26 protein-coding genes are annotated in these 18,754 nt (G+C 32.4%); all 26 read right to left on the reverse strand.

Features of this window, described 5'->3' with window-relative positions:
- Nucleotides 1-20 precede the first annotated feature (20 nt).
- Entirely contained in the window at nt 21-1,262 is a 1,242-nt protein-coding gene (locus Q6H37_RS28265; RefSeq protein ID WP_318738343.1) for a methylaspartate ammonia-lyase, read from the reverse strand.
- A 163-nt stretch (nt 1,263-1,425) separates the two neighbouring features.
- On the reverse strand, nt 1,426-2,877 hold the full coding sequence (locus tag Q6H37_RS28270; RefSeq protein WP_318738345.1) for a methylaspartate mutase subunit E: 1,452 nt from the start codon (nt 2,875-2,877) through the stop codon (nt 1,426-1,428).
- A 12-nt stretch (nt 2,878-2,889) separates the two neighbouring features.
- The gene (glmL, locus tag Q6H37_RS28275; protein WP_318738346.1) at nt 2,890-4,281 is read right to left on the reverse strand and encodes a methylaspartate mutase accessory protein GlmL; all 1,392 of its coding nucleotides are present in this window, start codon (nt 4,279-4,281) and stop codon (nt 2,890-2,892) included.
- Between the two features lie 43 nt (nt 4,282-4,324).
- A complete protein-coding gene (glmS, locus tag Q6H37_RS28280; protein ID WP_318738348.1) occupies nt 4,325-4,735 on the reverse strand; it encodes a methylaspartate mutase subunit S in 411 nt (136 codons plus the stop codon).
- An 18-nt stretch (nt 4,736-4,753) separates the two neighbouring features.
- A complete protein-coding gene (locus tag Q6H37_RS28285) occupies nt 4,754-5,743 on the reverse strand; it encodes a GntR family transcriptional regulator (protein WP_007062409.1) in 990 nt (329 codons plus the stop codon).
- A 324-nt stretch (nt 5,744-6,067) separates the two neighbouring features.
- Nucleotides 6,068-6,784: an N-acetylmuramoyl-L-alanine amidase CwlD gene (gene cwlD, locus Q6H37_RS28290; RefSeq protein ID WP_318738351.1), complete on the reverse strand. Its 717-nt coding sequence runs from the start codon at nt 6,782-6,784 to the stop codon at nt 6,068-6,070.
- Nucleotides 6,785-6,899: 115 nt separating this feature from the next.
- Complete coding sequence (rpsI, locus tag Q6H37_RS28295; protein ID WP_318738353.1) at nt 6,900-7,292, reverse strand: 30S ribosomal protein S9; 393 nt, start codon at nt 7,290-7,292, stop codon at nt 6,900-6,902.
- A gap of 25 nt (nt 7,293-7,317) precedes the next feature.
- Entirely contained in the window at nt 7,318-7,752 is a 435-nt protein-coding gene (gene rplM / locus Q6H37_RS28300; RefSeq protein ID WP_007062406.1) for a 50S ribosomal protein L13, read from the reverse strand.
- A gap of 154 nt (nt 7,753-7,906) precedes the next feature.
- On the reverse strand, nt 7,907-8,641 hold the full coding sequence (gene truA / locus Q6H37_RS28305) for a tRNA pseudouridine(38-40) synthase TruA (RefSeq protein WP_318743190.1): 735 nt from the start codon (nt 8,639-8,641) through the stop codon (nt 7,907-7,909).
- Nucleotides 8,641-9,447, reverse strand: a complete 807-nt coding sequence (locus Q6H37_RS28310; protein WP_318738356.1) for an energy-coupling factor transporter transmembrane component T — start codon at nt 9,445-9,447, stop codon at nt 8,641-8,643. The genes truA and Q6H37_RS28310 overlap by 1 nt, the downstream gene beginning before the upstream one ends.
- 12 nt (nt 9,448-9,459) lie before the next feature.
- Nucleotides 9,460-10,314, reverse strand: a complete 855-nt coding sequence (locus Q6H37_RS28315; protein WP_318738358.1) for an energy-coupling factor transporter ATPase — start codon at nt 10,312-10,314, stop codon at nt 9,460-9,462.
- Nucleotides 10,299-11,144, reverse strand: coding sequence for an energy-coupling factor transporter ATPase (locus Q6H37_RS28320; protein WP_318738360.1), 846 nt, complete (start codon nt 11,142-11,144; stop codon nt 10,299-10,301). Before Q6H37_RS28320 ends, Q6H37_RS28315 begins: the two co-directional genes overlap by 16 nt.
- Nucleotides 11,145-11,243: 99 nt before the next feature.
- Nucleotides 11,244-11,585 (reverse strand): 50S ribosomal protein L17, encoded by a 342-nt coding sequence (rplQ, locus tag Q6H37_RS28325; protein WP_029160312.1) that lies wholly within the window; start codon nt 11,583-11,585, stop codon nt 11,244-11,246.
- Between the two features lie 55 nt (nt 11,586-11,640).
- Nucleotides 11,641-12,588: a DNA-directed RNA polymerase subunit alpha gene (locus tag Q6H37_RS28330; RefSeq protein WP_318738364.1), complete on the reverse strand. Its 948-nt coding sequence runs from the start codon at nt 12,586-12,588 to the stop codon at nt 11,641-11,643.
- Nucleotides 12,589-12,651: 63 nt separating this feature from the next.
- Nucleotides 12,652-13,272, reverse strand: a complete 621-nt coding sequence (gene rpsD / locus Q6H37_RS28335; RefSeq protein ID WP_318738365.1) for a 30S ribosomal protein S4 — start codon at nt 13,270-13,272, stop codon at nt 12,652-12,654.
- A 21-nt stretch (nt 13,273-13,293) separates the two neighbouring features.
- The gene (rpsK, locus tag Q6H37_RS28340) at nt 13,294-13,692 is read right to left on the reverse strand and encodes a 30S ribosomal protein S11 (protein ID WP_007062397.1); all 399 of its coding nucleotides are present in this window, start codon (nt 13,690-13,692) and stop codon (nt 13,294-13,296) included.
- A gap of 22 nt (nt 13,693-13,714) precedes the next feature.
- Complete coding sequence (gene rpsM, locus Q6H37_RS28345; RefSeq protein WP_318738368.1) at nt 13,715-14,086, reverse strand: 30S ribosomal protein S13; 372 nt, start codon at nt 14,084-14,086, stop codon at nt 13,715-13,717.
- 143 nt (nt 14,087-14,229) lie between these two features.
- Nucleotides 14,230-14,343: a 50S ribosomal protein L36 gene (rpmJ, locus tag Q6H37_RS28350; protein ID WP_007062395.1), complete on the reverse strand. Its 114-nt coding sequence runs from the start codon at nt 14,341-14,343 to the stop codon at nt 14,230-14,232.
- Nucleotides 14,344-14,355: 12 nt separating this feature from the next.
- Entirely contained in the window at nt 14,356-14,574 is a 219-nt protein-coding gene (infA, locus tag Q6H37_RS28355; protein WP_007062394.1) for a translation initiation factor IF-1, read from the reverse strand.
- A gap of 7 nt (nt 14,575-14,581) precedes the next feature.
- Complete coding sequence (locus Q6H37_RS28360; protein WP_007062393.1) at nt 14,582-14,869, reverse strand: KOW domain-containing RNA-binding protein; 288 nt, start codon at nt 14,867-14,869, stop codon at nt 14,582-14,584.
- An 11-nt stretch (nt 14,870-14,880) separates the two neighbouring features.
- Nucleotides 14,881-15,630 carry a type I methionyl aminopeptidase gene (gene map / locus Q6H37_RS28365; RefSeq protein WP_318738378.1) on the reverse strand — a complete coding sequence of 250 codons (750 nt, stop codon included), beginning with the start codon at nt 15,628-15,630 and terminating at the stop codon, nt 14,881-14,883.
- Nucleotides 15,627-16,280, reverse strand: a complete 654-nt coding sequence (locus Q6H37_RS28370) for an adenylate kinase (RefSeq protein ID WP_318738380.1) — start codon at nt 16,278-16,280, stop codon at nt 15,627-15,629. The genes map and Q6H37_RS28370 overlap by 4 nt, the downstream gene beginning before the upstream one ends.
- Before the next feature lie 24 nt (nt 16,281-16,304).
- Complete coding sequence (gene secY / locus Q6H37_RS28375; RefSeq protein WP_318738382.1) at nt 16,305-17,585, reverse strand: preprotein translocase subunit SecY; 1,281 nt, start codon at nt 17,583-17,585, stop codon at nt 16,305-16,307.
- Between the two features lie 3 nt (nt 17,586-17,588).
- Complete coding sequence (gene rplO / locus Q6H37_RS28380; RefSeq protein WP_318738383.1) at nt 17,589-18,029, reverse strand: 50S ribosomal protein L15; 441 nt, start codon at nt 18,027-18,029, stop codon at nt 17,589-17,591.
- 22 nt (nt 18,030-18,051) lie between these two features.
- Complete coding sequence (gene rpmD / locus Q6H37_RS28385; RefSeq protein WP_029160303.1) at nt 18,052-18,231, reverse strand: 50S ribosomal protein L30; 180 nt, start codon at nt 18,229-18,231, stop codon at nt 18,052-18,054.
- A 13-nt stretch (nt 18,232-18,244) separates the two neighbouring features.
- Nucleotides 18,245-18,742 carry a 30S ribosomal protein S5 gene (gene rpsE / locus Q6H37_RS28390; RefSeq protein WP_007062387.1) on the reverse strand — a complete coding sequence of 166 codons (498 nt, stop codon included), beginning with the start codon at nt 18,740-18,742 and terminating at the stop codon, nt 18,245-18,247.
- Between the last annotated feature and the right edge of the window lie 12 nt (nt 18,743-18,754).

Consider the following 18,754-nt stretch of genomic DNA (forward strand, 5'->3'; position numbering starts at 1 on the left):
TTTTGCAAATTAAAGTACAATTATTTTCTTCTATTTATTAACGCAATAACTCTATTCATTTCATTGTTAACTATCATGTATCCTTCATCTACGCCCATTCCTGGTTTAGCAAGTACTTGTTTTGCGCCACAGGCCATACCTATATTTGTAGTTACTTCAGCAGATCTATTTGTTTCGTTGCATGTTCCTCCACAATATGCTCCCATATCATGTTCTTTGCAATACATTATTGCATCTGCTATATTATTTACTCCACCTAAATCAGGTGTCTTTATTTGTACCATATGTCCTGCTTTATTATCTGTAAAGAATTTTACATCGTCTACTGTGTTGCACCATTCATCTGCAACTAATTCTACATTTATTCCTCTTCCATCTAATTCTGCTGTTAAGTCTCTTAATGCTTCCATTTGTTTTTGTCTTTCTTCTACATCCATTGGTCCTTCTATTCTTAAATGGAAGGGTTTTGCTGCTTCTTCTAATGTCTTTATATAATCAGCCATTGCTTTTGTATCGTAATTAAATGCAGCACCTATTGTTCCATACACATCTATATGGAATATTGGACTGTAGTCTTCTTTTGTTCTTAATTTTATTACTCTATCTCTTAACCATTCAACATACTTTAATAGTTTTTCACCTTTTAATCCTAGTTTTTCTTCTACGTTATTTATAAGTGCATGTGGCATTACATCTGCACCCTTTATTATCATTTTATCTGAGTTATCGTATCTGTCATCTCCTGATTGAGTAAATATTGGCACTCTCTTTATTTCATAACCTGGATTGTATTCATTTCTTATTACTTCTGCCATAGTTAATTTTTGAGCTTTTGCTACTGCATCAAGTATTGCTTGAGTTACTCCATATCTTATAGCTGTATGTAATCTTTTTCCATTAACTTGCATTTTATCAAATTCTTCTGCTAATGCTTTGAATTCTTTTAATTCTCTTCCTATAAGCTTAGGTGCTATTTCCTTTTCTATAACTGGAATAAAATCTTTAGCTAAAAATAAAGGATCTCTTCCACCTGCTCCTGAATACTGCACTGCTGCACAATCTCCATATGCTACCTGACCATCTTCTAATATAATCATTACAGATATAGCTTCTCCAGCCTGTCTTACATTTTTAAATCCTTCTGTTACTGGTTCTCCTACATAAGTGAATCCATCATGTCCTGCTCCCTTTTTTATAGCTCTCTGATCATCGAAATAAAATCCTGTTTTTGATTCTGAACAAATAACGTCAACTATTTTCATTTTTTACACCGTCTTTCTAAATAGTTTTTGCATACTTATGTAATTTACCCATTGACTCCCGCTCTAATACTCCATCTTTTTCAAGTTGGAGTAAAGAACGATTGTGTCTCTAGATATGTTAAACTAACATTTAAATTGGCAAACATCTAAATGATGTTTCTCACTATTCAGGTCTTCCTATTAAAACACCTTTTCCTACAGCAAATATATCATCTATAGTCATCTGGAATGTTACTTCTCTTCCTTCAAACTTTCCTCTTTCTTCTAACTTTCTTGTATTGAATGCCTTTAATTCTTCAGTTAATGGCAAGTTTCCAAAATTCAAGTATCTTACTGCTCCATTATTATCTCTTGCTGGCATCATTTTTCCTACATTATACTTGCTTGGTGCAAATGGTATATCAACTATTCCTGCTGCAAATCCTTTTACTGTTCCTACTGCTAAATCTCCATTTCCAAGCTCAAACAATTTATCCATCATACATTTAGTTTCTGCTTTTATTATGCTTATTTCTGTTTCTAATTCCTTTGACATTGGAAGTCTCTGTCCCTGGAACATATTAAGTGCCATTTTTGTTGCTTTTATTCCTGCTGCATTTGCTTCCTTTGTTGGTATTCCCAATGCTTCATGTGGTGTTTTTACTATAACCTTTGTTGCTCCTGCTAGTGCTGCTGTTGCTGCTCCTGATCCTATTACTCCAAATGCTTTAGCCTCATCCTGTGGGAATCCTCCCATCCACTGATGAAATACTGTTGTTACATAAACATCATCATATCCATATTTTTTTAAATATTCATTAACTTGTTCTTCTAAGGCTCTTATTGCGGCAACATCTTGAACTAAATTTCCACACTGTCCATATCCTACTGTTATATTCTTAACTCCTTGTTCTGCTGCAAGCAATGCTTCTATTATTGCTACTGTATTGGATGTACTTGGTGGAACTAAAGTTCCTGTTAAAGGTCCAAATGGTTCTCTGTTAATTGATATTCCTTGTTCTTCATAATATCCAACAAGTCTATCACAGTACTGCCAGTCCAATAAGCTTTTTTCTATTGATACATTTTTAGCATATGGAACATTATAAGATATTCCGCCGCCTTCATTTGAAGTCCATCCTGCTGCATGTATTATTTCTGCAAGCAATCTTGAATCTGGTGTACCATGTCTTGCTTGAAGTGGAAGATTTACTGCTTCAAATACTTCTCTGCATCCTTTTACTCCATGGTTTACTCCTGGAAATCCGTTTAATAGGGATCTTCCTGCTGCTAAACTTTCTTTTATTCCTATTTCACATTCATCATATCTATTTTGTCTTGTATAACTATCTATTGTTGATGGTAATAAATCTGCATCTCCTTCATTTTGAAGGTGTTGTAGAAGTTCTATATGTTCACTTATTAGTGCAACTCCTGCTCTTGGCTGTGCTAATGTTATTCCCGCTTCTTTAGCTTTTCTTAATTTTGCTGGAAAGCTCTTATTTTCTGGTACCTTTTTTAAATATTCTACTGCTTCCTTTAAATCTACTTCACTTCCTGTTGGCCATTGGCTTAATACTTCTTTTCTCATTTCGAAAAATTCTTCATCTGTCCACTTTTTATTTTTAAGTTCCACCTCAATTACCTCCTAATCAACTTTAACCAAGTATTTTTTCATTATTCTAACTGCCATATCAGGATATTCCTCTGCTAGAAGACCCATCGCAGACATTATATAAGTTTTATCAAGTAAATACTGTGGATTTTTAGGTTTCAAATGTGTAGGATCAGTTTCGTCAAAAGTCCCTGCCTTTAATATTCCTGCAGGATTTTTACTATGAACTAAAACCCCACCTGTTCCTATAAGATATTTTACCTCTAAAAGATCTTTACCTTCTTGAGAATATATTACTCCACAAGGGGTATACAGTGTTTCAAGAACTCCTACATGCCTTTCTAAAGATATTTCAGTTGCTGCTTTAGCCATAGCCTCATCAAACTTTATTTCATCTTCAGTTTTTGGCACCATTTTTATATTTTCCGCTCTAAATTTACAATTTCCCTCTACATCTACAGTTTTATCATTTAAATATTTGTATATTCTCTTTGTACTTGCTGCTTCTAACAATGCTTCTGCAGAATATCTCATACCTAAGTCACCTTCTACAGTTCTTTTAGCAAAAGGTTCCTGAAGGCCTCTTAATGTTACACCTGCTTTAGAAGGTTCTCCATCTGCCAATGAATGTACATCTGTAGTAGCTCCTCCTATATCTACAACTACTAAATCTCCAACTCCTTCTTCTTTATCTGTTCCTTCGCTTAAAATTCTTGCAGCTTTAAGTACTGCTGCTGGAGTTGGCATTAATATTCCGCTTATATAGTTTTCCGCTTTTTTCATTCCTTTTGCTTCAACTATTTTTTCCATAAATATTTTTCTTATTTCTTCTCTGGCTGGTTCAACATTTAAAACATTAAGTTTAGGCATTACGTTATCTGTTACTTTATAGAACATATTAGCCTCGCTTAGTATTTCTTCAACTGTATCTACTGCAACTTTATTTCCAGCTACCACTATTGGTTTATCTATTCCGCTTTTAGCAAGCATTTTTGCATTATGAATTATACATTGCTTGTTTCCTCCATCCGTTCCTCCTGCTAAAAGTATAATATCCAAATTTGAATTTTTTATTTCATTTATTTCTTTTGATGTAAGATCATAACTATATACATTTAAAACTCTAGCTCCAGCACCAAGTGCTGCCCTTTTAGCAGCTTCAGCTGTAAGTTCTGGTACCAGTCCAATAGCTACCATTTTCAATCCACCTGCAGCAGATGAGCATGCCAATTTTTTTAAGAAATTAACTTCTTTTCCTTTAAAATTTTCTTGAAGTTTTTCATAGGCATTATTAAATCCTATCATTATATCATTTTCTATAGTAGTAATATCCTTAGCTGTAGCAAGAATTTCTTCCTTTTCTACATCTACAGCAGTAAGCTTTGTATATGTGCTACCAAAATCTATCAGTAAGTAACTATTCAACCCAATCACTCCTGTTATACTCACATAGAGCTTTTATTTTTAATTAATCTTCAATTTTTAAATCTTTCCTTAAATCTGCAATGTCAACTTCTGGTGATGTACCTGGTGCATAAACCCTATCAAATCCCATTTGTTTAAACTTCTTTTCTACATCATCCCACTTTTGCTTTCCTACTACTAGATTTCCTCCAGCATATAGTACTATACTATCTAATCCTGATTCATTAAGCTTTTCACGTAAACCTCTACAATCGATTTCACCATGTCCATAAAGCGATGAAACTATAATTGCATCTGCATTAGTTTCTATGGCAGCATTAATAAAATCTTCCTGTGGACAAAGTACTCCTATATTAACTACATTAAATCCTGCTTGTGTAAATGAATGTTCAAGTATTTTATTACCAACTGCATGACAATCTGAACCAATTACACCTATAACTAAAGTCTTCATTATGAAACCTCCCAAACTTTACTTTTGATATTTTAATTCTATTATTTGTGATTTTAAAGCTTTTACAGAATTATCATCTAAGCTATATAAAAACTTAACTATTTCCTTATCCTCTGTACAACTTTCCTTAACATCTTTATATCTACCTGGAGATACTATTAACACCTCTGAATTATTTACAATCTTTAATAATTCATCTTTATCTGTGGTATTTGTATATTGAATGTCTATATTGGAAAGTCCTGCTTTCTCCAAAGCACCTCTTGCTTTAAACATGAACTCTTGTGACATGCAAACAAATCCAAACCTAGTTTCTTCAGGGTATCTTGCAATTTTAACTATAGTTTGTAAGTTAACATTTATAGCTACTCCTATTACTTCCTTTTTAAATTGTTTTGTCATTCTCACTACTTCATTAACATGATTAAATGTTGCTATTATTACCTGACACTTTTCTATCATGCTTTTAGTTTCTTTTGTTGGCATTTTTATATCATCTAAAGTAAAGGGAATAACATTCATATTAGTACTATCCATTAACTGCTTACTAAACATTCTTGATTGTTCAATATTGCATTCAACATATAATGCTGTTATTTTGCTCATAAGTTCTTTTTTCTCTCTTACTCGCTGCATAACAATTTCTAAAAATTCATCTGCATCCATACCAGTTTCTAGAGCTTCTTCAAATCCTAAATCGACAAATTTTATTATCTTTTCTTTTATATTTTGTACTTTCCAAGGATTAGCTTCTTCAGCTACAAAAGTTCCTCTTCCTTGATAAGATTTTAAAACGCCTTCTTGTTCTAGCTCATTATATGCTGTGCTTATAGTATTTCTACTTACTTTTAGCTTTTCAGACAATTCTCTCTCTGTGGGCATCTTATTGCCTACAGTTAATATATCAGTCTTTATTAAATCCATAATTTGTTTTTTAACCTGTAAGTATAGTGGCACTCCACTTTCTTTGTTTATCTTGATTTCTATAGTAATCACCCCAAAATTCATTGGATTAATGGACTAGTCCATTTCTTGATTTAATAATATCACACCTGCAAATGCACTTCAATTACTTTTTATAATTATTCAAATTTTAGAAAATTCCATTATTTATTATGTTTTAGTCCACTTTAAACCTTGTTTTAATTGCAAACATATATTTACTTATTACCTCATTGGCATCACTTACCTTAAGGCATATTTACATATATTCATATTAAAAAAATTAATAACTTTATATTTTTAATTACCAAAAACTTACTTAACAAATGAAAAGACCTGTATATTTTCCTTCACACCATACAGGTCTAATTTAGGCTTAACTTTGATTTTCTATCGATTATAATAATCATTAACTGATTTTACTAATGAAGTTACTATTTTAGATTGATATTCATCTGTATTTAACTTTTCAGCTTCACGTGGATTAGACAAAAAACCACACTCTACAATTATGGAAGGCATACTATCATTAGATCTTAATACCTTATAAGAATCTAGTGCTGGTTTTTCCTTTCTATTATTAGTAGTATCTAAATCTCTTTTTAAGTTTTCCTGAGTTATTTTTGCTAACTTCTCACTTTCCACATTTTTAGAATACCAAACTTGCGCTCCATAATATTGTGATTCAGGAAACATATTAAGATGTATACTTATAAACATATTGCACTTGCTGTCCTTTTTAATTTTGCATCTATTATTTAAATCTTCAATTTTTTTCTTTCGTATTCTTCCACTATTCTCATATAATCCTTTATCTTCTTCCCTGGTCATTATTGCCTTATACTTTTGTTTTTCAAGTTCAGACTTAAGTTTTAACCCTATTTTCAAATTTATGTCTTTCTCCAAAATTCCACTTTTAGATGTGGCTCCACCATCAATTCCGCCATGACCAGGATCTATGAGTATAATTATATTTTCCTTATCATTGGTACTTGTATTTAAATGAAACATAGGCATAGAATATTTTGCATCAGCATAGAATATAGAAGTCAGTGATAACAGTATGATAAAACTAACTAATATTAACTTCTTATTTTTAAATTTCAATATTATCCCTCCCAAAATAAAATTTCATATATATTCTATGCCTTAATATTGATTTTTAATTAGCACAATTTTTTACAATAAAAAAAAGAGAGGAAATTTCCTCTCTCCATGCTTTCTATCTCTTTGAGAATTGTGAAGCTTTTCTAGCCTTTTTAAGACCATATTTCTTTCTTTCTTTCATTCTTGGGTCTCTTGTTAAGAAACCAGCTTTCTTAAGTTCTGGTCTTAAATTTTCATCAGCCTTTAAAAGTGCTCTTGAAATTCCGTGTCTTATAGCTCCAGCCTGACCAGTAAATCCACCACCGTGTACATTTACTAATACGTCAAACTTTTCTTTAGTTCCAGTTAAAGTTAATGGCTGATTAACTATAACCATTAAAGTTTCTAATCCAAAATAATTTTCTATTTCTCTTTTATTTATTACTACTTTACCTTCTCCAGGTACAAGTCTTACTCTTGCGATTGATTTTTTTCTTCTTCCTGTTCCAAAATACTGAACTTTAGCCATTTTTTCTCCTCCTTCCAGTTTCCAATTAATATCTTAATTCTAATACTTCTGGTTTTTGAGCTTGATTATCGTGCTCAGCACCTCTGTATACTTTTAACTTTTTAAGCATTTGTCTTCCTAATACTCCCTTTGGAAGCATTCTTCTAACTGCTTCTTGGAATACAAATTCAGGTTTCTTTGCTATAGCCTCTCTATATGGAGTCTCTTTTAATCCACCTGGGTAAAGTGAATGATGTCTTAACATTTTCTGATCTAATTTCTTACCAGTTAAAACTACTTTTTCTGCGTTTATTATTATAACAAAATCTCCTGTATCAACGTGTGGTGTAAATGTTGGTTTATTTTTTCCTCTTAATATTGAAGCAACCTGGCTTGCTACTCTTCCTAGTGGCTTTCCAGCAGCATCAACAACATACCATTTTCTTTCAACTTCTTGTGGTTTTGCTATGTATGATTTCATGGTTTTACCTCCCTAAATTCTTTTATAAAATACGTACTTCTATATAAAGATCCGGGGCTAGTGGATCTTTTATACTTGTAATACAAACATACATTATTATAATACAATCTGCCTGGCGTGTCAATAAGTTAAACACTGAAATTACTTAGTTTATCTAATAAAATACTTTTTCTAAAGTTAGTCCACATGCTGGAGCAGATTTTCCTGCATTTGATCTATTTTTAGAACCAATTATTTTGTCAATATCTTCAGGATTAAACCTATTAGTTCCTACATCTAAAAGAGTTCCTACTATAATTCTAACCATATTATATAAAAATCCATCTCCTACAATAGAAAATTTTATATAATTTCCATCTATATCTATATTGAGTTCTTTTATTGTTCTAATAGATGTTTTTACAGAACTCCCGCTTTTCTTAAAAGCAGAAAAGTCATGAGTTCCTAAAAAGTACTTTGCTGCTTCCTTCATTTGTCCAATATTTAAGTTTTTATTGAAGTAATATACATAATTTCTTCCTATTGCTGGTCTATGAGATCCAGTCAATACTGTATAAACATATTTTTTTCCTATACTATTAAATCTAGAATGAAATTCTTTGTCTACTTCCTTAGACTCAATAATCACTATATCCTCTGGTAAAAAAACATTTAGTGCCTCTTTAAAATTTTCAGGTGGTATTGAACTCTCTGTGAAAAAATTACAAACAAATCCTTTGGCATGAACTCCTGCATCCGTTCTACTAGATCCTGTAACCTTCGAAAAAACTCTAGTAGCCCTTTCAATAGCTTCCTCAACCTTTTGCTGAATTGACTCAGCATTATCTTGTCTCTGCCATCCACAATAATTAGTACCATCGTACTCAATTAATAGTTTAATATTCTTAATTAATGCCATGTGTTACTCCATACTGAAACAACTACTAACACCATCATACTTATACTTGCAGTAAAGTCTCTACTGGTCATTTTCAATTGTTTCATTCTAGTTCTTCCTTCTCCACCTCTATAGCATCTAGCTTCCATAGCCATTGCTAGTTCATCAGCTCTTCTAAAGGAACTTATAAAAAGAGGAACCAGTATAGGAATAAGATTTCTTGCTCTTTTAATTAAACTTCCTGATTCAAAATCAGCTCCTCTAGCCATTTGAGCTTTCATTATTTTATCTGTTTCATCCATTAAGGTTGGAATAAATCTTAATGCAATAGTCATCATCATTGCTAATTCATGAGCAGGTACACCTATTTTCTTTAGCGGATTTAAAAGTTTTTCTATACCATCTGTTAATTCTATTGGTGATGTAGTTAATGTTAATAATGATGTTCCAATTATTAAAAATACAAGTCTCAAAACCATAAAGGCAGCAAGTATTAACCCTTCCTTATATACTTTTAAAAACTTCCATACAAATAGTGGCGGGTTTTTACCATCTGTCATAAAAATATTCAATAACGCTGTTATTAATACCAATATAAGTACTGGTTTAAGTCCCTTGTATATATATCTAAAATTTACCTTAGATATAATTATTGAAAGTAAAGTAAATGCTATTATAAATATGTACCCTTTAAAAGTATTTACTAAAAATAGATCTATTATATATACTAAAGATATTATTATCTTTACTCGTGGATCTAACTTGTGTACAAAAGAATCTCCAGGCACATATTGTCCTATTGTAATATCTTTAATCATTTACTAACTCCCCTAACGTTTTTTTAGTATTCTTAATATTTCCTCTTTGGCTTGCTGTATAGTAAACACATCACTAGATATATCTATTCCTTTTTCCTTAAGTGCCCTTACTAGGTAAGTAACTTGTGGTACTGCAAGCCCAACACTTTCTAATGTATCTATTTCTTTAAACACTTGTGATGGAACTCCATCAAGTATGGCTTTTCCTTTATGCATGACCAATATCCTATCAGCGAGCTTTGCTACATCTTCCATGCTATGCGATACGAGTATAATGGTCATTTTATATTCTAGATGTAAATCTTTTATCTTACCTAAAATATCGTCTCTTCCCTTGGGGTCAAGACCTGCAGTTGGTTCATCTAGTATTAAAATCTTAGGTTCCATAGCCACTACACCTGCTATGGCAACTCTCCTTTTTTGACCACCACTTAATTCAAAAGGGGACTTGTCTTTATACTTTTCATAATCTAAACCAACCATATTCATAGCCCTTTTTACTCTACTATTTATGTGATCATCACTTAATCCTAGATTTTTAGGACCAAAAGCAATGTCTTTTTCTATAGTTTCTTCAAAAAGTTGATATTCAGGATACTGAAATACAAGACCTACTTTTTTTCTTATGAAATTTAAATTAACTTTCTTTTCAGTAATATCAACATCATCTATTACTATTTTACCTGAACTTGGTTTTAACAAACCGTTAATATGCTGAATAAGTGTAGACTTTCCTGAACCAGTATGACCAATTAAAGCAACAAATTCTCCCTCATTAATAGTAATATTAACATTGTCTAGTGCTTTTTTTTCGAAAGGAGATCCTTTCATATATATATGGGTTAAATTTTCTATTTTAATTGACATAATTCATCCACCATCTCATCTATAGTTAATATATCTTTTCTTATATTTATGCCACTTCGCTGCAGTTCATAGCTTAATTCTGTCATTTGAGGTACATCAAGTCCTATGTTTTTCATCTTTTGAACTTGACTAAAAATATTTTTTGGAGTACCTTCCATAATAATTTTGCCTTCATCCATAACTATTATTCTATCAGCTTCCACTGCTTCTTCCATATAGTGAGTAATTAGTATTATAGTTATACCATATTTACTATTTATCTCTTTTATAGTTTTCATTACTTCTTTTCTTCCTGATGGGTCTAGCATGGCTGTAGATTCATCAAATATTATACACTCAGGCATCATTGCTAACACTCCAGCTATAGCTACTCTTTGCTTTTGACCTCCTGACAATAAATGAGGTGCATGTCTTCTGTAGTCATACATATTTACTTTTTTTAAACATTCATCTACTCTTTTTCTTATTTCTGCTGGATCAACACCCAAATTTTCTGGACCAAAAGCAACATCTTCCTCTACGATAGTTGCAACTATTTGATTGTCTGGATTTTGAAAAACCATACCTGCTTTATTTCTTATATTCCAAACATTCTTTTCATCACATGTATCCAATCCACTTACATATACTTTTCCGTCAGTAGGAATTAACAATGCATTCATATGCTTTGCTATAGTCGATTTTCCAGAACCATTTCTTCCTAGAATAACCAGAAATTCTCCCTTTTTTACCTCAAGACTAGCATCATTAATAGCCAACTTTGTTCCATTTTTATCAGCGTTTTCATATTTATAAATAACATTTTTACATTCTATCATTTTACTTTCCATGGAAGCACCTCGCTAAATTAGTGCAGTAAGTTATCGCTTATCTACTTTTCTATATATAAGAAAATGGGGATTAAGTTAGCTTACTTAATCCCCTGAATCTTATACTAACTCTAGTATAACAACTTCAGCTCCATCGCCTCTTCTTGGACCTACTTTATATATTCTAGTATATCCACCATTTCTTTCAGCATACTTAGGAGCTACTTTATCAAATAAATTCTTAACTACTTCCTCTTCTGTTACAAATGAAAGTACTTGTCTTCTAGCGTGAAGATCCCCTCTTTTTGCAAGAGTGATCATTTTTTCTGCCAAATTTTTTGTTTCTTTTGCTCTAGTTTCTGTTGTTTCTATTTTTCCATGCTTTAAAAAACTAGTAACAAGATTTCTAAGCATTGCTCTTCTTTGGTCAGTTGGACGACCCAATTTACGTTGTAATGCCATATCTATACCTCCTTACCTTCACTTTTCTCTGAGCAAACAATGTTAATATTATTTTTTATTCTTCACTCTGTTTTAAAGATAATCCTAAGGCTTCAAGTTTTTGCTCTACTTCTTCTAAGGATTTCTTACCTAGGTTTCTAACCTTCATCATATCATCCATTGTTCTTTCTGTTAGCTCTTGAACAGTATTTATTCCTGCTCTCTTTAAACAATTGTAACTTCTAACTGAAAGATCTAGCTCTTCTATAGTCATTTCGAGAACTTTTTCTTTCTTATCTTCTTCTTTTTCAACCATTATTTCAACGTTGTTAGCATGATCAGTTAACGTCATGAATAACTTAAAGTGCTCTATAAGAATTTTAGCTGATAAACTTATAGCTTCTTCTGGCATTATAGTACCATTAGTCCATACTTCTAGAGATAACTTATCGTAATCAGTAATCTGACCAACTCTTGTGTTTTCTACCACAAAGTTAACTCTTTTAATAGGAGTATAAATTGAATCTACAGCAATAGTTCCTATAGGCATATCTTCAGATTTATTCTTTGTTTGAGAAACATATCCTCTGCCTGTATTAACTTGAATTTCCATATATAACTTACCATCATCATCAAGAGTTGCTATATGTAAATCCTTATTAATTATTTCTATATCGCCATCGGTTTTTATGTCTCCTGCAACAACTTCTCCTGGTCCCTGAGCATCTATGTATATAGTCTTAGGACCCTCACCATTCATCTTTAAAGCTAGACATTTTATGTTTAAAACTAATTCAGCAACATCTTCTTTTACTCCACGAACAGTTGAAAATTCGTGAAGCACACCATCTATTTTTATATGGTTAGCAGCAACTCCTGGCAAAGAAGAAAGAAGAATTCTTCTTAATGCATTACCAAGAGTGATACCATAACCTCTTTCTAATGGTTCTACTACAAATTTACCATAGGAACCATCTTCATTAACTTCAACACATTCTATTTTAGGCTTTTCTATCTCTAACATGAATATAACCCTCCTTCTATTTGTATTTCAATTTATTTTGAGGGCAACTGATTCTACTATTTATTATTTACTATAGTATTCTACTATTAATGTTTCGTTAACAGGAACATCTATATCTTCTCTTGAAGGTTCTCTAACTATTTTTCCTTCAAAATTTTCTGGATTTCCCTCTAACCAAGCTGGTAAAGTCTTTGGATTTTCAGCAAAAGTCTTGAACTTTTCTGTTGCTTTGCTCTTTTCGCTTACAGTTATAACATCTCCAACTGATACTTGATAAGATGCAATATCCACTTTCTTACCATTTACTAAGAAGTGTCCATGTGTTACTAATTGTCTAGCTTCAGGTCTTGAATTTCCATAGCCAAATTTATAAACTACATTATCAAGTCTCATTTCAAGAAGTTTTAACAAGTTTTCACCTGATATACCTCTTTTTCTTTCAGCTTTTTCATAGTATGTTCTGAACTGTCCTTCTAGTATTCCGTATATTCTTCTAGCTTTTTGTTTTTCTCTTAATTGTAATCCGTAGTTAGAAACTTTCTTTCTACTTTGTCCGTGCTGTCCAGGTGCATAACCTCTTCTTGAAACTGCACATTTATCTGTAAAGCATCTATCACCCTTAAGGAATAATTTTAATCCTTCTCTTCTACATAATCTGCATACTGCTCCAGTATATCTTGCCATTAAATTTACACCTCCTATTACCTAAACTCTTCTTCTTTTTGGTGGTCTGCATCCGTTATGTGGTATTGGAGTAACATCTTTAATCAATGTAACTTCTAATCCAGCAGCTTGTAGTGATCTTATTGCAGCTTCTCTACCTGCTCCTGGTCCTTTAACGTATACTTCAACACTCTTTAATCCATGTTCCATAGCTGCCTTTGCTGATGTTTCAGCGGCCATCTGAGCAGCAAATGGAGTGCTTTTTCTTGATCCTCTAAATCCTAATCCACCTGCACTAGCCCATGATAATGCATTTCCTACAGCATCAGTTATAGTTACTATTGAATTATTGAAAGTTGATTTTATATGTGCACAGCCATGTTCAACATTTTTTCTTTCTTTTCTTCTTCTTGTCTTTTTATTCTTTGATCCAGCTGCCATCTTTTTCCCTCCTTACACTAAGTTATTTCTTTTTCTTAGCTCCTATCATTTTCTTAGGACCTTTTCTTGTTCTTGCATTTGTTTTTGTCTTTTGTCCTCTTACTGGAAGACCTCTTCTATGTCTTATTCCTCTATAACATCCAATTTCAATTAATCTCTTTATGTTAAGAGCAATCTCTCTTCTTAAGTCACCTTCAACTTTTACGTTCTTGTTAACATAGTCTCTTAATGCATTAACTTCTTCTTCACTTAAATCCTTAACTCTAACATCTGGATTTACTCCTGTTTCACTAAGAATTTTGTGAGAAGTTGGTAATCCTATGCCATATATATAAGTTAGACCTATTTCTACTCTTTTTTCCTTTGGTAGGTCAACACCTGCTATTCTTGCCATTAAAATTTACACCTCCTGAATATCTAGTTGGTATGGATTATTTTTTATATAAAGTTCTAGGTCAATAGAATAATTTTAATTCTATATGCAGCCGCATCCTAAAACATTAATAACTTAAAATTCTACTTCTAATTTATGATTTATTAGCCTTGTTTTTGTTTATGCTTAGGATTTTCACAGATAACCATTACTCTTCCTTTTCTTTTTATGATTTTACATTTTTCACACATAGGCTTAACTGATGGTCTTACTTTCATAGCTAACCCTCCTTACTTTGCTCTCCAGGTTATTCTTCCACGACTTAAATCATATGGAGAAAGCTCTACTGTAACTTTATCACCTGGAAGAATTCTTATAAAATTCATTCTTAATTTACCTGATATATGTGCCAATATTTTATGTCCGCTTTCCAATTCTACTTCAAACATTGCATTAGGTAACGCTTCTAAAACAGTACCCTGCATTTCTATAACATCATCTTTTGACATAAGGTAATCAAACCTCCTTATTATTGTCGTAAGACTGCAAAAATTTTCTTATTGTCGCACTATTAATTCTTTCATTTGATATTAATAGATTTCTTATTTCTTCAGCTACAGAATTAGTAAAGTTTAAATGCTTCACTTTTTTCTTTTTTGGTCTTTCTACAGTTCTAAGGTCTCCATCACAAATATAAACATATTTATCATCCAGCACACTTAGTATTATAAAGAATTTACCTTTATCCCTTCCTGCTTTTGAACAAACTATCTTTCCTATACAGCTATTACTGTCTAACAACATATTCACCTCTATTAAATTAAGGTCAGTATCTCAGGACCGTTCTCTAAAATAGCAACGGTATTTTCATAATGAGCTGATAGGCTTCCATCCATTGTCACAACAGTCCAATTATTAGGTTGTGTTTCTACACGGTATTCACCTGCATTTACCATAGGTTCTATGGCCAGCACAATACCCCGAGTTAATTTCGGACCTCTTCCAGGCCTTCCATAGTTAGGTACTTCAGGATCTTCATGCATATCTTTGCCTATACCATGACCTACATATTCTCTTACTATAGAATACCCAAAGCTTTCAGCATAAGTTTGAATAGATGCGGAAATATCAGTTAATCTATTACCAACAACGGCTTTTTCAACACCTTTAAAGAAACTTTCTTTTGTTACTTCAATTAACTTTTTAGCTTCTTCAGAGATTCTACCTACAGCAAAAGTTCTTGCCGCATCTCCTTGATATCCATTTAATATAGCTCCACAGTCAACGCTTATTATATCGCCTTCTTGTAAAACTACACTCTTATTAGGAATACCATGAACTACTTCTTTATTAACTGAAGTACATATTGAACCTGGAAAACCACAATATCCTTTAAAGGATGGTTTTCCGCCTTGTTTTGTAATATAGTCTTCTGCAATTCTATCCAATTCTGCAGTCGTTATACCAGGTTTTACTACCTCTTCAAGCTTTAACAGGGTATTTGCAACAACTTTGCCTGCATGCCTCATATACTCAATTTCTGTGTCTGTCTTAATTATTATCATTTACCAACAGCTCCTAGAACATTACAAATTTTATCAAAAACTTTTGTTATTTCTTCTGTTCCTTCCACTGAGGAGAGTATATTCTGATCTTTATAGTATTGAATAAGTGGCTGAGTCTGCCTATCATATACATCTAGTCTTTCTTTAACTGTTGCTTCAGTGTCATCTTTTCTTTGTATTAAAGTGCCATCACAAGCATCACATTTTCCCTCAATTTTAGAAGGATTAAACTTTATATGATAACTAGCTCCGCACTTTGAACAAACTCTTCTTCCTGTCATTCTTTCTAAGATAAATTCCTTTGGAACATCTATAAGTAATGCAGTGTCAATTTTTTGTTCATTATCATTTAAAAATGAATCTAAAGCTTCAGCCTGTTTAACTGTTCTTGGAAATCCATCTAATAAAAAGCCGTTTTTACAATCATCTTCCATTAATCTATCTTTTACTATACCTATAGTAACTTCATCTGGAACTAGCTTTCCATTATCCATATATGCCTTAGCCTCAATTCCAAGAGGAGTTTTTTCTGAAATATTCTTTCTGAAAATATCCCCTGTAGATATATGAGGTATTGAAAATTTTTCACTAATTAATTTAGCCTGAGTTCCCTTTCCAGCTCCTGGAGGACCTAATAAAATTATTTTCACTTGAATCATCTCCAAATATTTTTATTACCTTAAGAACCCTTGGTAATGACGCATTACTAACTGCGACTCTATTTGTTTTATAGTCTCTATAGCAACATTTACGATTATTAGTAAACCAGTGGCACCAAAATATATACCTTTAAAGTTAGTATGAGATTGGGCTATCATTGGTATTACCGCTATCACTCCAGCAAAAGCTCCACCAAGTATTGAAACTTTAGCAAGAACTCTTTCTATGTGCTCTGTTGTAGGTTCTCCCGGTCTTATTCCTGGTATAAATCCTGATGATTTATGCATGTTTTCCGACATTTCTTCAGGTTTTAAAGTAACTTCTGTATAAAACCAAGTAAAGAATATTGTCAATAAGAAATAAGTTAATGCATATTGCCAGCTACCATCTACAAATATACTAAACTTACCTGTAGATACAAATTTATAAAAAGCTGAATTTGGCCAAAATGCACCTACAGTAGTTGGAAATTGCATAACAGATATTGCAAAAATTATTCCAATAACTGCTGATCCATTTACGTTAATAGGAATGTGAGTGGATTGACCTTTATAAAGTTTTCCACCTGAAGTTTTTCCCGCATATTGTATAGGAATTCTTCTTTCTGATAAAGTCATAATTACTACGGATACAAACATTGCAAACGCTACTACAACCAATGCTACCAGCTGAATAAAATCAACTTGCTCCATCTTTTGAAGTCCTATAATTTGGTTAAGTGTCCTTGGAAATCCAGAAATAATATTTACAAATATTAAAAGAGATATACCATTTCCAATTCCATTATCAGTAATTCTATCACCAAGCCAAATTAAGAATGTTGAAGCTGTAGTCAAGGTTAGTATTACTAAAAATGCACTAACAATATTATGTGAGTTGTGAAGTGCATTAGCCCTATCTATTACAATATATGTACCAACAGCTTGAATTGCTGCTAAAGGTACTGCAGCATATCTTGTATATTGCTGTATCTTCTTTCTACCATCGTCTCCTTCTTTAGAAAGTTGTTCTAATGCAGGAACTGCAATTTGTAATAATTGCATTATGATAGAAGAGTTAATGAATGGTACAACACCAAGGGCAAATATACTAAATCTACTAAATGCACCACCTGCTATCAAATCATAGAATCCGAATAGTGATCCACCTTTAGTCAAATCAGCAAGTTTTGTAGTATCAATTCCAGGAACAGGAATAAAATTTCCCATCCTGAAAATTGCTATCATTAGTACTGTAAACAATAATCTTTTTCTTAACTCCGGAACTTTCCAGGCATTACGCAAGGTTGATAACATCTACTATATCACCTCAACTTTTCCTCCAAGTGCCTCTATTTTTTCTACAGCTACTTGAGAGAATTTCGCAGCTTTTACAGTTAATTTTTTCTGTAAATCGCCGTTTCCAAGTATCTTAACACCATTTTTTGCTTTTCTTACCATTCCTTTTGATAATAGTAATTCTGGTGTAACTTCAGTGCCATCTTCAAATATGTTTAATCTATCAACATTTATAGTTGAAAATTCTTTTGCAAATATATTTGTAAATCCTCTTTTTGGAAGTCTTCTGAATAAAGGCATTTGTCCGCCTTCAAAACCTAATCTAACTCCGCCGCCGGATCTAGCTTTTTGTCCTTTTTCACCTTTACCAGCATTTCTTCCTAAACCTGAACCAGTACCTCTTCCTACTCTTTTAGGAGCTTTTCTTGATCCTGCTGCTGGTTTTAATTCATGAAGTTTCATTTCAACTTACACCTCCTCTGTTTTATGCCTCTTCTACCTTTAGAAGATAGCTAACTTTATTTATCATACCTTTAATTTGAGGAGTATCCTCATGTTCTACAATTTTTCCTATTTTCTTTAATCCAAGAGCATTAACAGTAGCTATATGATCTTTTTTTCTTCCTATTAAGCTCTTAGTTAAAGTTATTTTAAGTTTAGCCAAGGTTCGTTCCCCCCTAACCTAAAATTTCTTCAACAGATTTACCTCTAAGATTAGCAACATGTTCTACTGTTCTTAATCTTGATAAACCGTTTATAGTAGCATTAACCATATTTCTTGGATTGTTAGATCCTAAAGATTTTGCTCTAACATCCTTTAATCCAGCAAGTTCAAGTACCGCTCTAGCAGGACCTCCTGCTATAACTCCTGTACCTTCTGATGCTGTCATTATAAGTACTCTTCCAGTACCAAATTCACCTTGTATATCATGTGGTACTGTTGTACCAACCATTGCAACTTCTACTAGATTCTTTTTAGCATCTTCGATGCCTTTTCTGATTGCTTCAGGTATTTCTATAGATTTACCAGTTCCCACACCTACGTGTCCGTTCTCGTCACCAACAACTACAAGGGCACTAAATCTAAAGTTTCTACCACCTTTAACAACCTTAGCAACTCTGTTTATAAATACAACTTTTTCTTTAAGATTTAAAGTGCTAGGATCGATTCTCATTTATTTCCCTCC

It is taken from the genome of Clostridium sp. JS66 (assembly GCF_033561535.1).
Taxonomy (GTDB): Bacteria; Bacillota; Clostridia; order Clostridiales; family Clostridiaceae; genus Clostridium_AM; species Clostridium_AM carboxidivorans.

Excerpts from the sequence above, each read along its gene's own strand:
- Q6H37_RS28265 (WP_318738343.1), bottom strand. The coding sequence starts at position 1,262 with ATGAAAATAGTTGACGTTATTTGTTCAGAATCAAAAACAGGATTTTAT.
- glmS (WP_318738348.1), bottom strand. The coding sequence starts at position 4,735 with ATGAAGACTTTAGTTATAGGTGTAATTGGTTCAGATTGTCATGCAGTT.
- Q6H37_RS28285 (WP_007062409.1), bottom strand. The coding sequence starts at position 5,743 with ATGAATTTTGGGGTGATTACTATAGAAATCAAGATAAACAAAGAAAGT.
- rpsI (WP_318738353.1), bottom strand. The coding sequence starts at position 7,292 with ATGGCTAAAGTTCAGTATTTTGGAACAGGAAGAAGAAAAAAATCAATC.
- rplM (WP_007062406.1), bottom strand. The coding sequence starts at position 7,752 with ATGAAATCATACATAGCAAAACCACAAGAAGTTGAAAGAAAATGGTAT.
- Q6H37_RS28310 (WP_318738356.1), bottom strand. The coding sequence starts at position 9,447 with ATGATTAAAGATATTACAATAGGACAATATGTGCCTGGAGATTCTTTT.
- Q6H37_RS28315 (WP_318738358.1), bottom strand. The coding sequence starts at position 10,314 with ATGTCAATTAAAATAGAAAATTTAACCCATATATATATGAAAGGATCT.
- Q6H37_RS28320 (WP_318738360.1), bottom strand. The coding sequence starts at position 11,144 with ATGGAAAGTAAAATGATAGAATGTAAAAATGTTATTTATAAATATGAA.
- rplQ (WP_029160312.1), bottom strand. The coding sequence starts at position 11,585 with ATGGCATTACAACGTAAATTGGGTCGTCCAACTGACCAAAGAAGAGCA.
- Q6H37_RS28330 (WP_318738364.1), bottom strand. The coding sequence starts at position 12,588 with ATGTTAGAGATAGAAAAGCCTAAAATAGAATGTGTTGAAGTTAATGAA.
- rpsD (WP_318738365.1), bottom strand. The coding sequence starts at position 13,272 with ATGGCAAGATATACTGGAGCAGTATGCAGATTATGTAGAAGAGAAGGA.
- rpsK (WP_007062397.1), bottom strand. The coding sequence starts at position 13,692 with ATGGCAGCTGGATCAAAGAATAAAAAGACAAGAAGAAGAAAAGAAAGA.
- rpsM (WP_318738368.1), bottom strand. The coding sequence starts at position 14,086 with ATGGCAAGAATAGCAGGTGTTGACCTACCAAAGGAAAAAAGAGTAGAA.
- rpmJ (WP_007062395.1), bottom strand. The coding sequence starts at position 14,343 with ATGAAAGTAAGACCATCAGTTAAGCCTATGTGTGAAAAATGTAAAATC.
- infA (WP_007062394.1), bottom strand. The coding sequence starts at position 14,574 with ATGTCAAAAGATGATGTTATAGAAATGCAGGGTACTGTTTTAGAAGCG.
- Q6H37_RS28360 (WP_007062393.1), bottom strand. The coding sequence starts at position 14,869 with ATGTTGTTAGACAGTAATAGCTGTATAGGAAAGATAGTTTGTTCAAAA.
- map (WP_318738378.1), bottom strand. The coding sequence starts at position 15,630 with ATGATAATAATTAAGACAGACACAGAAATTGAGTATATGAGGCATGCA.
- secY (WP_318738382.1), bottom strand. The coding sequence starts at position 17,585 with ATGTTATCAACCTTGCGTAATGCCTGGAAAGTTCCGGAGTTAAGAAAA.
- rplO (WP_318738383.1), bottom strand. The coding sequence starts at position 18,029 with ATGAAACTTCATGAATTAAAACCAGCAGCAGGATCAAGAAAAGCTCCT.
- rpsE (WP_007062387.1), bottom strand. The coding sequence starts at position 18,742 with ATGAGAATCGATCCTAGCACTTTAAATCTTAAAGAAAAAGTTGTATTT.